The organism is Thermococcus marinus (assembly GCF_055389025.1).
The window spans coordinates 338,795-350,547 of record NZ_AP042417.1 but is presented as its reverse complement, the minus strand read 5'-3'; the positions used below and the strand labels follow the sequence as shown (position 1 = coordinate 350,547).

The 11,753-nt window shown below is 52.5% G+C and carries 11 protein-coding genes; 9 read left to right on the top strand and 2 right to left on the bottom strand.

Features of this window, described 5'->3' with window-relative positions; translation table 11 throughout:
* Window positions 1-2 precede the first annotated feature (2 nt).
* Genes ACZ5ER_RS01855 through ACZ5ER_RS01835 form a run of 5 tightly spaced genes read left to right on the top strand, consistent with a single transcriptional unit; the run spans window position 3 to window position 8,114 of the window.
* Window positions 3-1,451 (top strand): DUF515 domain-containing protein, encoded by a 1,449-nt coding sequence (locus tag ACZ5ER_RS01855; RefSeq protein WP_050002299.1) that lies wholly within the window; start codon window positions 3-5, stop codon window positions 1,449-1,451.
* A gap of 10 nt (window positions 1,452-1,461) precedes the next feature.
* Window positions 1,462-2,490, top strand: a complete 1,029-nt coding sequence (locus ACZ5ER_RS01850) for a hypothetical protein (protein ID WP_050002300.1) — start codon at window positions 1,462-1,464, stop codon at window positions 2,488-2,490.
* A gap of 6 nt (window positions 2,491-2,496) precedes the next feature.
* Window positions 2,497-6,135 (top strand): ATPase, T2SS/T4P/T4SS family, encoded by a 3,639-nt coding sequence (locus tag ACZ5ER_RS01845; RefSeq protein ID WP_464934672.1) that lies wholly within the window; start codon window positions 2,497-2,499, stop codon window positions 6,133-6,135.
* A gap of 9 nt (window positions 6,136-6,144) precedes the next feature.
* Complete coding sequence (locus ACZ5ER_RS01840; protein ID WP_050002302.1) at window positions 6,145-7,197, top strand: type II secretion system F family protein; 1,053 nt, start codon at window positions 6,145-6,147, stop codon at window positions 7,195-7,197.
* A 5-nt stretch (window positions 7,198-7,202) separates the two neighbouring features.
* Window positions 7,203-8,114 (top strand): type II secretion system F family protein, encoded by a 912-nt coding sequence (locus tag ACZ5ER_RS01835; RefSeq protein ID WP_169741386.1) that lies wholly within the window; start codon window positions 7,203-7,205, stop codon window positions 8,112-8,114.
* Here ACZ5ER_RS01835 and ACZ5ER_RS01830 read toward each other — a convergent pair.
* Window positions 8,070-8,570 carry an FKBP-type peptidyl-prolyl cis-trans isomerase gene (locus ACZ5ER_RS01830; protein WP_050002304.1) on the bottom strand — a complete coding sequence of 167 codons (501 nt, stop codon included), beginning with the start codon at window positions 8,568-8,570 and terminating at the stop codon, window positions 8,070-8,072. The genes ACZ5ER_RS01835 and ACZ5ER_RS01830 overlap by 45 nt on opposite strands.
* A gap of 114 nt (window positions 8,571-8,684) precedes the next feature.
* Between ACZ5ER_RS01830 and ACZ5ER_RS01825 the strand changes: the two genes are divergently transcribed.
* Complete coding sequence (locus tag ACZ5ER_RS01825) at window positions 8,685-8,993, top strand: hypothetical protein (RefSeq protein ID WP_227738756.1); 309 nt, start codon at window positions 8,685-8,687, stop codon at window positions 8,991-8,993.
* Here ACZ5ER_RS01825 and ACZ5ER_RS01820 read toward each other — a convergent pair whose 3' ends face one another.
* Window positions 8,994-9,485 carry a DUF2118 family protein gene (locus ACZ5ER_RS01820; RefSeq protein ID WP_050002306.1) on the bottom strand — a complete coding sequence of 164 codons (492 nt, stop codon included), beginning with the start codon at window positions 9,483-9,485 and terminating at the stop codon, window positions 8,994-8,996.
* Between the two features lie 60 nt (window positions 9,486-9,545).
* Between ACZ5ER_RS01820 and ACZ5ER_RS01815 the strand changes: the two genes are divergently transcribed.
* Genes ACZ5ER_RS01815 through ACZ5ER_RS01805 form a run of 3 tightly spaced genes read left to right on the top strand, consistent with a single transcriptional unit; the run spans window position 9,546 to window position 11,752 of the window.
* Window positions 9,546-10,391 (top strand): DUF4129 domain-containing protein, encoded by an 846-nt coding sequence (locus tag ACZ5ER_RS01815; RefSeq protein WP_227738757.1) that lies wholly within the window; start codon window positions 9,546-9,548, stop codon window positions 10,389-10,391.
* Window positions 10,378-10,809 (top strand): hypothetical protein, encoded by a 432-nt coding sequence (locus ACZ5ER_RS01810; protein ID WP_050002308.1) that lies wholly within the window; start codon window positions 10,378-10,380, stop codon window positions 10,807-10,809. The genes ACZ5ER_RS01815 and ACZ5ER_RS01810 overlap by 14 nt, the downstream gene beginning before the upstream one ends.
* Entirely contained in the window at window positions 10,799-11,752 is a 954-nt protein-coding gene (locus tag ACZ5ER_RS01805; RefSeq protein ID WP_464934670.1) for an AAA family ATPase, read from the top strand. The genes ACZ5ER_RS01810 and ACZ5ER_RS01805 overlap by 11 nt, the downstream gene beginning before the upstream one ends.
* Window position 11,753: the final 1 nt, after the last annotated feature.

The following is an 11,753-nucleotide window of genomic DNA, read 5'->3' as shown; positions in this document are numbered from 1 at the left end:
AAGTGGCTGAGGATATTGAGGCGAAAATACGGCGTCTGAGGGAGCTCGGGAAGGTAACTACCGAACCCGAGGCTCCTCCGGTTAAACCACCAACGGCTTCGGCGAAGAAGCCCCCCCGCAGACCCCGCTCCATCAGCACTATCCGCGAGAAGGAGAGGCGTAGGAGAGTCCTTGTTGGAGCGTCTGTTTTAATCATAGTACTCCTTCTAATCTCTGTTGGCGTCTACTCATACCTTCAGAGCAGAAGCACGGCCAAGCTAAACGAGCTCCGCACCAGTAAAATCAACGAACTCAACACCTATTTTTCAAGCTACAACTTCTCCAATAGAGACTGTGTCCAAAAGGCGCTCCAGTTTAAAGACCTGGCTCTACGGCAGATTCAGAGTGCAGGTAGCGTTGATGAGCTCGAGGGGATAAACGTTAGGGCTTACTTCGATAAGGCAGTTCAGGCATACTCTGAGTGCGTCCGCGAGCAGGAGAGAATAGCCTATGAAAAACAGCTGAACCAGACAAAACAGGCCAAAGTCAGGGCAATTAAAACTGCATTCCAGCCGCTTCTCTCGATGCCGCTTCCAGACAGCATAAGAACCAAGGTCGTCTCTGCAATGAAGACCCTTGAGACCCAGGTCGCCAACGCTCAGACCATTGAGGAAGTTGAATCCATAAGCCCGGACTCATACCTGCTCTCGCTCTGGAAAGACTACTACTTCTGGAAGATTGACGAGATTCCCGGTAACGAGATTATCCTTGAGAGGGGTGGCTCCAAGCAGCTGGTTTCCAAGTCTGAGGCGAAGGCCCTGCTCGGCGCGGCCACTGATTACGCCGAGCTTCTGCAGTACAGTGTCCACGAAGTTCAGTACGTTGAGATTGCCCTTGTGCTTCCAAGGGAGAGGATTACCGGCGGGTTCCTCACCCCGGGAGACCCCGTGATGTTCTTTGCCAAGAACGGTACTCAGGGCCTCTACCGTGAGATAGTGAACCAGGGCTACGTTGAACTCGTCCTGCTGCCGACTGATGCCGGTCGTATCTCGGCCAGTGAATCTCAGAGCCAGAGCAGCTCGACGGGCTCATCAACTTCAACGACCTACCAGGAGAACCATGCCTCTGAGTACAACCCCGGTAGCTTCCAGTACTCGAACGGCACCCAGGTCTCGGACACCTACTCAAACTCCCAGAGCTCCAGCCAGAGCTCCTCAGCCAGCTATTCCTACAACGTTGACCTCAAGGAGATACTGAAGGCGATAGCCGCCGGAAAGATACAGGCGAGTGACCAGGCCAAGCAGGCCCTTGAGAACTACGGCTGGAAGATTATTGACCTTGAGCAGTCTTCCGACATGCTCGTGCTGTCCCCGGATACGGAGTTCCTCGTGATCGTCAGGGTTCCGTCAATCTTCGTCCCGGATATACTCCAGAACCAGCAGTACCTCTACATAGCGAAGGTATCAACGTGAGGTGGTGCCCATGAGGAAGCCCCTTTCCATTCTTTTGATTTTCGTAGTGTTGCTTTCAGCCCCTGCATTCTCTCTGGCCAAAGATTACAGCCTTCCGGGCGCTATTTCGGGGGGAATCACCTACAACAACATAGGCCTCTACGGTGAAATCATGGTTGATTTCAACGTCACGCTCGTTAACACTGCTCCGTATCCCAAATACGTCATGGTTAACCCGAGGTATGACTTTAAGGTTCTCCGGGGGAACGGTAGTGAGTACCATTACAATTACAGAACCAGCGATGGAAACATCAAAGGGGCGATTTCGAGGGAACTCGTTTCCAGGTCCGTTAACTACGTCACCGGCTTTTGGCTGGCCCCTTACGAAACCGTCGTTGTTAACTTCAGGATAAACGAAAACGCGTCTTATCCAGTTCCCCTTGTCGATTTCAGGTCTCACTGTGGCAATCTAGGCAAACTGACAGAGCTCACATATGAAAACGGCACTCTCGTAGGTGTGGTTCTTGACAACAACGGGGGCCTGGACGGGTTAATCTGTGATTCCCTCTACCCCTATCTCGTGAACAGCCCGATGTTCCTGAGTGTCCGCTCGATGTTTCCTATTCCTGACCGGAACATAGAGGTGCTTAAGTACGAGGGCGTCGTTAACTTCAGGATTACAAACGTTCCTAACTTTGAAAACAAGGATAAGCTCTTCGACGTTTTCTTCGCAGTTGCACAGCCCGTGGTGTTCCTCGACGGCGAGACCTACGGCTACAGTCCGAACTATACGATGACATACAGTGAGTACGTCCAGAAGTTCGTTTGGGAGTACTCCGGCAGGAGCAGGCCTGAGAAAAAGGCCCCAAGCGTTTCAGTTCCTGAGAACGGCCTCTTCAAGCTCACGGACACCCTGATTTCGGGCGTTGAGGTTGGCTCGCCTTTGAAGGTGGAGAGAAAGTCTTATAGCGGTCCGGATTTCCCTGTATGGATAGTATTCATGGGAGACAGGGTTGATATAACATACCGTGTGAGCTGGAATAACAACTCCGGACGGTGAGAGTTCGTGTTCGGCGAGAAAAAGAAAAAGGAGGAGGGCTTTTCCTGGATAGACGAGATACTCTCCGGTAATGCGGATCCATTAGAGAATGTTCTCAAAAAGAAGGGGGAAGAGAAGCCGCCCCTTCCATTTTCTTCCTCAGAGGGCTCTCTTGAGGATATCCTTGGAGGCGTTTCAAAAGAAGGGACAGAAGCCAAGAAGGGGCCGGAGCAGACGTCTGCTGACATACTGAGCTCCATACTCGGGGGAGAGTCATCTAAACCAAGGCCGGAACCCCAGCCCCCAAAGCCGGAGACCGGTGCTGATATTCTGAGTTCCCTTCTCGGTTCCTCTCCAGCCCCTGAGCCGAAGCCCCGGCCAAAGCCCGTTGAATCAAAGCCTCCTGAAACTCCTGCTGGTTCGGTGGGACTGCCCTCCACTGGCGGCGGTACCGGTGTTGATGTCCTGAGCGAGATTCTCGGGAAACCCTCCTCAAGTGCCCCTCCAAAGAAAACTCTCCCAGTTCCGCCTGGAAGGCCCCCAAGCGATATCCATGATATCCTTGGCTCTTCGCCCTCCGAAGAGTCGTCCCTGGCCGGAAGGGGTGAGGTACTTGACGCGTACGGCAATGTCCGTATCATCAGGGTCAAGGGAGAACCCGTTCCAATTTACGAGGTTCGCTTCCCCAAGCTCAGCGCAGAAGAGCAAAGGCTCTTCCGGCGCATCAAAGAGAGGGCTATAACCGAGATTCAAATTGACCCGACGGCCATACCAAACCCCGAGGAGCGCAGGAAGGTCTTCATGAACGCAGTGAAAAAGATGATTAAGGAGGAAGCCCCCCACTACTCGGAGGGCAGAATTGAGGTTCTGGCCGACATGATAGTCCAGCAGATGATAGGCTACGGCAAGCTTGACCCTCTCGTCAGGGACGACAACCTTGAGGAAATCATGGTCATAGGCACCAACAGGCCTGTTTACGTCTGGCACAGGCGCTTCAACATGTGTAAGACCAACATAGTCTTCCCGGAGGACAAGGAGATACTCAACATAATCGAGAGAATAGCGAGGGAAGTTGGCAGGAGAATTGACCAGCAGAGCCCCCTCCTGGACGCCCGTCTCCCGGACGGAAGCCGTGTTAACGCCACTATTCCCCCAATCAGCTTGGACGGTCCGACGATAACCATACGTAAGTTCAAGAAAGACCCGCTCACCATAATAGACCTTATCAAGTACGGTACCATAAGCCCTGAGATAGCGGCGTTTTTCTGGGTTCTTGTTGACGGACTAGGAGTTAAGCCCGCGAACATTCTTGTGGCCGGAGGAACGGGTTCCGGAAAGACGACGATGCTTAACTCCCTTGGAATGTTCATTCCACCGAGCGAGCGCGTTATCACCATCGAGGACACCGCCGAGCTCCAGCTCCCCGTTGAGCACTGGGTAAGGCTTGAGACCAGGCCGCCGAACCTTGAGGGTAAGGGAGAGGTCACGATGGACGACCTCGTCAAGAACACCCTCCGTATGCGTCCGGATAGAATCATCGTCGGTGAGGTTCGTGGCCCAGAAGCAAGAACGATGTTCACTGCTATGAACACGGGCCATAATGGTGCCCTCTACGACTTCTCGGTCATACAGCTCTCAGACGGGCGCTTTGTCCTCATCGGCGACCTTCTTGAGGAGCTCTTTGCCAAATACTCCGACAGAATCGAGACATACAAAGATCTGGAGTATGTGGTTCTCAATGAAGAGGACAGGTTTGAGGTCGTCAGTGTCGGGCCCGACTTAAAGGCGGGGAAGCACATTGTTTCGAGAGTCTGGCGGAGGAAGGTGAGGCCCGGCGAGAAGCTCATTCGTGTTAGGACGAGGACTGGCAACGAAGTTATACTCACAAAGACCCACCCGTTCTTTGTGTTCTCGGACGGTGACGTGGTCAGGAAAGAGGCGGAGAAGCTAAAGCCCGGGGACAGGGTTGCGGTTATGAGAAAACCGCCGAAGCCACCCCAAAAGAAGGCTGTCATCAACCCCGAACTCTACGCTGGAATAAGCGACTACTACCTCGTTCCCAATGGAAATGGCCTCGTAAAGGTTCCGAACGATGGAATTCCGCCGGAGACGGCCCAGTATCTGCTCTCAGTTAACTCCAAACCGGTGAGGATAGTCCGTGAAGTGGACGAGGGACTCTCCTATGCCGTTGGAGTCCTCCTCGGGGACGGCTATATATCCTCCGACGGCTACTACATCTCGGCAACATTCGATGATGAGTCGTACATGGACGCCTTCACCTCTTCCCTCTCAGAGTTCCTCCCTGAGAGCAGGCCGCAGGTCAAGCGCGAATCAGCGTACACCGTGGTGACGTACGGATCAAAGCCCTTTGCGGAGTTCCTGCACAGAGCCTTTGGAGTACCTAAGGGACACAAGGAACAGATTGATGTCCCTGACCTGGTTCTGGCAAACGATGAACTGCTGAGGCACTTCATAGCGGGTCTGTTCGATGCCGATGCCTACGTTGATGAGAAGGGCCCCGCTGTCATTTTAACCACGAGAAGCGAGAACCTGGCGAGAAAGGTCTGGTACGCCCTCCAGAGGCTCGGAATAATAAGCACGGTCTCCCGTGTGAAGAACAGGGGTTACAAGGAGGGTATAATCTTCAGGGTCACCGTCAGGGGCGTTGATGACCTCATTAAGTTCCACCGCTACATCCCGCTCAGGCACTCGAGGAAGAGGGCAAAGCTTGAGGAAGTCATAAAGAGGTACAGGTCGTACCGCGTTAAGAGGACCGACCGCGTCCCGATTTCCCCGGTGATGCTCGAACCGCTCAGGAGAAAGCTTAACCTCACGGTTTCAGAGCTTTCAAGGCTCGCCTCAACCTACGCGGGCGAGAAAATATCGGAGAGTCTTATAAGGCACGTCGAGAAGGGCAGAACGAAGGAAATCAGGCGCTCTGCCCTGAAAGGAATAGCACTCGCCCTGCAGCAGGTTGCTGATGACTTAAAGGACGAGGACGCGTGGGTTCAGGCCAAGAGGCTTGAGCTGATAGCCGATGGAGACGTCTACTGGGATGAGGTTGTGAGCGTTGAAGAAGTCGAGCCGGGGGAGCTTGGCATAGAGTATCTCTACGATCTCACCGTTGAGGAGGATCACAACTACGTGGCCAACGGGATTCTCGTCTCGAACTGTATGGGTACCATCCACGCAAACAGCGCCAGAGAAACGATTGTCAGGCTTGAGAGCCCGCCGATGAATGTCCCGAGGATCATGATTCCTGCCCTGGACATCATCATTATGCAGGTTCGTTTCCACAGCAGAAAGAAGGGAACGATAAGACGTGTTACGGAAATAGCTGAGGTATCGGGAATAGAAGGGGAGAGCGTACAGCTCAACAAGCTCTACAAATACGACCCTGCTAAGGATGAACTCGTCCCGACGGGCGTGCCGAGCAAGACCCTCAACACACTCGCCCACCACACCGGCATGAGCGTAAAGGAAATTGAGCTTGAAATAGAAAAACGCAAGATAATCCTTGAGTGGATGATCGAGAACGGCATCAGGGGCATAAACGAGGTAGGCTACTACATCAGGCAGTTCTACATCGACGAGGAGGAGCTCATGAAGAAGATAGCCTCCGAGAGCAGTGTTGAGACTAGCAAACAGATTCAACGGATGATGTGAGGTGTTCGCATGGGGTTCATAGAGTTCCTTGAGAAGTTGGGTGGCAAGACCATAGAGATTACCGAGAAGCCGATGCGCCGTATCCCTCAGGGTAAGTCAATCCAGGAGAGGCTTCGCGCTCTAAAAGAGCTCCAGAAGGAAATAGAGGAAGAAAAGAAAGAAAGCGAGCAGGAGAAGTTCGTTGAAGAGGTCATTGAATGGCGCAAAGAGGAAATTGGCCAATCCTTCTCTGAGAGACTCGCGGAGGCTATGCTCAAGTACTTCAGAGGCCCGATAGAGTCCCTTACCCAGTCAATCAAGGGCCTTGACCAGGACCTTTACAGGGCCAGCATCTTCATGCCGAAGGAGAAGTACGTAGCTTATATGCTTGGAGTTTCAATGATGGCGGCGTTCTTTGGGTTTGTCTTTGCCTACCTCCTCTACATGCCCATAGACACCGCCCTCCTCATAGGGCTCCTTGGGTTCTTCGGCGGGTTCTTCTACATGAGGCAGTATCCAAAGATGGTATGGCGGAAGCGCGTGACTGAAGTGGAGAGGACTATGCCCTACGCACTCAGACACATGGCGTCCCTCCTCAGCGCGGGAGTTGGCATTGCCGAGGCCATACTTTCAGTTGCAAAGGCCGACTACGGAGTGCTCTCAGAGGAGTTTGAGCTCATCTTGAGGGACATGAGGACTGGCTCCTCTTTCGAGGATGCCCTGACGAAGTTCGAGGAGAAAATGGCATCTGAGAACATAAGCAGGGTCGTTAAGCAGATTCTTAGGGCCGTTAAGTTCGGTGGAAACCTTGCAGACATCCTATACAAAATGGCTGAGGACTTCTCATTTGAATACAGGATGAAGCTTGTGGAGTATGTCCAGAAGGTCAACGGTATAGCCTTTATCTACATGTTCATGACAATAGTTATGCCGACGATGTTCGTGGTTGGTGTCCTGGCCGGTTCAGTTATGGCTCAGCAGCTAATCTTTGACGTCCAGACCCTTGCGGTCATCTTAATACTGGCGTTCCCGGCCATCTCGCTGATTATCGTTAACATGATTAAGAAGGCTGAACCGAGGTGAGAACGTTGGCTCGCGGAGGCGTCTCACAGCTTCTTGTCACATTGTTTGAGAAAATTATTCCCCAGAAATACCTCAAACGGTATGAGCTGTACATCTATTCTGCCGGTATAAACTTCCTAGCGGCGGAGTACCTGGTGATTTCGTTCTTAATGGGGCTTATCTTTGCGCTCGTCGTATCTTTCCTGGGCAATACCCTTTACAGTGTAGTTGCCTTTATTGGTGGCTTCATTGGAATGGCGTTTATCTACCCCTACTGGAGGATCTCCAAAAGGATAGAGGACATGGAGAAGAACCTTCCTGATGCGTTTTTCTACCTAGCGAGCTCCCTGAGAGCGGGTATATCCTTCTCCGAGGCCCTTGAGGAGCTGACGACTGCCAAGTTTGGGGCTTTGACCGACGAGTTCAAGAGAACCGTTGCGGAGATAAAGAAAGGCCGTCCAACCGTTGATGCTCTCAGAGCCTTTGCCCTAAGGAACAAAAAATCTCCAGTTATCTATCGCTCGATGATGATTATCATCGAGGCCCTTGAAAGGGGTGCGCCGATGAGCGATGTCCTGGTGTCAGTCGGAAACGATGTCCGTGAGGTTCTCAGAATAAAACAGGAGAGAAAGGCTTCAACCGGAATGCAGGCAATGTTCTTTATAATCACGAGCGGTTTCGTGGGCCCGCTGATTCTGGGGATAGTTACAAAGGTCATGGAGTCAATGAGCGGTGCCGGGACTGGAGTTCACTTGCCAGTGGAGTCCATGACAAACGTGCTCATGGCGTTCGTGGTGGCGCAGGCACTTGTTTCAGGGCTCGGAATAGGGGTAATAAGAGAAGGGAGCTACAACGCCGGTTTGAAGTACGCGGCGTTGCTCGTTGCAATGGGCTCAATTGTCTTCAAGGGCGCTGCCCTCATCAACATCGGCTTCTGACTTCTTTATCTCCATTATCTCGACTTCAAAGATGAGGGTCTTCCCTGCGAGCGGGTGGTTGAAGTCGAGGGACACCATGCTCTCCTCGACCTTCAGGATCTTCGCTATTCCTGAGTCAGTCATAACGTAGAGCCCTTCCTGGGGCTCGAGTCCTGCTTTTGTGAACTCCTCGATGGGAACCTTGATTATGAGCTCCGGTTTGGGCATGCCATAGGCCTTCTCTGGCGGGACGGTGACCGTCTTCTTCTCGCCCTTCTCCATCCCTATGAGGGCCTCGTCGAGACCCGGAATAATCTCGCCAACTCCAATCCTTGCCCACATCGGGCCGTACTCCCTTTCCTCAACGTAAATGCCGTGTTCCCTGGCGAGCTCCTCTATGCTCGTGTCAAAAACTTCACCGTTCTCAAACCTTCCAACGTAGTTAAACAGAACGTAATCACCAGCTTCAACCTTCATTTCCTTCAACTCCAAAAATTGCTTCACTGAGGACTTACTTCGGCCCTTTATAACCCTTTTGGTTTCTCGCTTTTTTGTGCGGTAGGTATATAAGTACCTTTGCTCAATGTTATCATGGTGATCGATATGGGATACCTTTCTGACGTTCTTCGGGACGAGTACGGCAACCTCGAGGTTCGTAAGGTTTACTCCTCGAAGCTCGGGGACACCGATGTTGAGATAGTCGAAGTGAGCTCCGGTGGTGAGAAGTTCATAGCGATGTTCCAGAGCATTCCGGTTAAGGACGAAATCTACAAGTGGTCTCTGATTATAACGAGCGCCCACAACACGCGCACGATAAAGGGAATGGACAGGCTCGACGCCATAAACCTCGCCTTGAGGTCGAGCATCGAGGCGATAATAAAGGGGATAAAGGGTGAGTGACTACTTCTCTGGGAGAATGTAGTAGACGTAGTGGGGCCTGTTGGTTATCTCGTCAATGAACACCACAGTCCCGTTCCTCGGTGGCTTCAGGTAGTGGATCTCTCCCTTCCTTGTCGTTACCGCCGCGAAGGCATCGCCCGTCCTCACCCTGTTGCCGACGTTGGCTATCAATGTCTTCGTGAAGCCCTCAACGGGGAGGAGCATCAGCTCGTCGCCCTTCTTGAGGTAACTCCTTGTCCTGCCGTCAGGGAGGACGAGGATAGCGTCTGCGCTCATCTTGTGGGCTGTCCTGTCAACGTAGAGGTAAAAGCGGTCGTAGACTTCCTTGATGAGGAACTTTGCCTTCTCGCTCACGAACTCGGGCACGGGCTCTCCCTTCCTGAGCCACACCTCTACGTTGCCGTCTATTATCACGCAGTCGCCGGTTACTTTCCCGTCCTTCACGCACTCCTCCCTTGTGCTCTCGACGTAGAGCTTTGGAACCTTCTCCATGCTACCACCAAGGTTTAACTTGCATAAAAGCTTTTAAACGTGCTCTTCCTACTGTACGTGATGAAAATGTCCATCAGGGTAAAGTCACTGTCCCTGCTGGTTCTTCTGTTTTCATTGATGACGCTTCTAGTGAGGTACAGCGTCAGGACGGAGGAGTTAAAAAGAACTTCTGCGTCATCAATAGGAATCCTCCTGGGTGCCGCCGCGGCAGTCTCGGCGCTGGCCCTCCTCTTTATAGTTCTCAGCTGGCGAGACCCCACTTCCAGGTGGGAATTTAAACCCTCGTCTTCGATTTCGTGGGTTGCAATTTTTATCGGGCTTCTGGGATATTATTTTGTTCTCCTCATTATGGGCCAAACGGAGACTCCCCTTCCTTCCAACTCGTCCTTCAACGCCACCACCAACCACACTTCCGTGGGCGGGCCGGCGCTTCCCGAATATAACGTCACTTCAACAAACGCTACCCACAGAGTTTTTTCTTCGCCCGTTTACATTTTCTACGCCGCCATCATCGTTTTCGTGGTGGCTGTTGCCTACTTTGCTGTTGCCTATTACCGCGATGCCCTCAAGAAAAGGAAGCTCCGGGAGATGAGGCAAAGGGCTGAGCTTTTCGACAGAAAGGTGGAGGAATTGGGTCTCGATATGTTCAGCGACCCGAGGGAGGCCGTTGTTGGAATATACAAGAACGCTGTCCTCTGGCTTGAGGTTCTCGGCGTTCCATACAAGGAGAGCTGGACTCACTGGGAGCACGCAAGGCGGGTAAGGTTCAGGAAGGAAGCCTTCACCGAGCTGACAAGACTGTTTGAGAAGGCCAAGTACGCACCCGAAAAAGTAACCTGGGAAGACGCTGAACGGGCTTTGAGCCTCTATAGGGAGATCAGGAGGGGGATAGATGAAAATACGTAAATCGTTTCTGATCCTAATCTCCCTGCCCCTGATAGGTGGCGTGGTGTTTGGGACCTATATGCTCAGGTGGCTCTCTGTGCTGGCATTATCGCTTATCACACTCGCATACCTCTTCGGAGAAGAGCTAAAGATTTCGTACCCCTCCGTTACCAGAAGGCAGAGTGTAAAGAGAAGAGACGAAGTCAAAAGGATCGCCAAGATAATCGAGAAAGCAAAGAAAAGCCCCCTCTCCAGGTCAATACTGAAAGAGCAAATAATCGAGATCTACATGACCCTTTCGGACGATCAAGCCAAGACATATAGGGAGCTCCATGAAAAGCCCAACAAAGCCCTCCTCTTACTTGATAAGGAGGGGGATTTTGTGGAGAACCTTGAGAAGGCCTTGAAGGTTGTTGAGGTGGACATAAATGAAAGTTGAGGAAGTTCAACTGAAGGGTAACGAAGTCCTTAAGGAAGTTAAGAAGGCAATAGTTGGAAAGGACGAGGTGCTCAAGCTTATACTGACGACGATCCTGGCAGACGGCCACATCCTGCTGGAGGATCTGCCGGGCCTTGCAAAGACCCTCATGGCCAAGAGCTTCGCCAGAGCCCTTGGGGTCGAGTTCAGGCGTGTCCAGTTTACGCCGGATCTGCTCCCAAGCGATATACTCGGCGTTTCAGTCTTCAACCAGAAAACCCTTGAGTTCGAGTTCAGGAAGGGACCTGTCTTCACCAACGTCCTCCTGGCCGATGAAATAAACCGCGCTCCCCCGAAGACCCAGTCCGCTCTGCTTGAAGCAATGCAGGAGAGACAGGTGACGGTTGAAGGCAAGACCTACGAGCTCCCAGAGCCCTTCATAGTTATAGCCACACAGAACCCGATAGAACAGGAGGGCACTTATCCCCTGCCCGAGGCCCAGCTCGATCGTTTCCTCGTCAGACTGCGCGTCGGCTACCCAAGCAAGGAGGAAGAAATCGAGATACTGCGCAGGAGGATGGAAAGGAAGAAGGAAGAGGTAGATATCCAGTCTGTAACGACGCCCAGGGAAGTCGTGGAGATGCAGAAAGCCATCGAAGACGTCTACGTAAGCGATGCGATTCTAGAGTACATAACTAACATCGTCACCGCAACGCGAGAGGACAAGAAGGAGATCGAGGTTGGCGCATCCCCGAGGGGAAGCTTGGCCCTGCTCAAGCTCTCTAGGGCATACGCGGCACTCAACGGAAGGGACTACGTAATCCCCGATGACGTCAAAGCCGTTGCCGTTCCCGCACTGAGTCACAGGCTCATCCTCAAGCGCGAGCTCTGGTACACAAGGGTCAGTCAAGAGAGTATAATGGAGACGATTCTCGACCGGGTTCCAGTTCCAAAGTTCGAGTGAT

Bases quoted from the DNA above. Each gene is read 5' to 3' on its own strand.
- ACZ5ER_RS01850 (WP_050002300.1), top strand. From the start codon at position 1,462: ATGAGGAAGCCCCTTTCCATTCTTTTGATTTTCGTAGTGTTGCTTTCA.
- ACZ5ER_RS01840 (WP_050002302.1), top strand. From the start codon at position 6,145: ATGGGGTTCATAGAGTTCCTTGAGAAGTTGGGTGGCAAGACCATAGAG.
- ACZ5ER_RS01830 (WP_050002304.1), bottom strand. From the start codon at position 8,570: ATGAAGGTTGAAGCTGGTGATTACGTTCTGTTTAACTACGTTGGAAGG.
- ACZ5ER_RS01825 (WP_227738756.1), top strand. From the start codon at position 8,685: ATGGTGATCGATATGGGATACCTTTCTGACGTTCTTCGGGACGAGTAC.
- ACZ5ER_RS01820 (WP_050002306.1), bottom strand. From the start codon at position 9,485: ATGGAGAAGGTTCCAAAGCTCTACGTCGAGAGCACAAGGGAGGAGTGC.
- ACZ5ER_RS01815 (WP_227738757.1), top strand. From the start codon at position 9,546: ATGAAAATGTCCATCAGGGTAAAGTCACTGTCCCTGCTGGTTCTTCTG.
- ACZ5ER_RS01810 (WP_050002308.1), top strand. From the start codon at position 10,378: ATGAAAATACGTAAATCGTTTCTGATCCTAATCTCCCTGCCCCTGATA.
- ACZ5ER_RS01805 (WP_464934670.1), top strand. From the start codon at position 10,799: ATGAAAGTTGAGGAAGTTCAACTGAAGGGTAACGAAGTCCTTAAGGAA.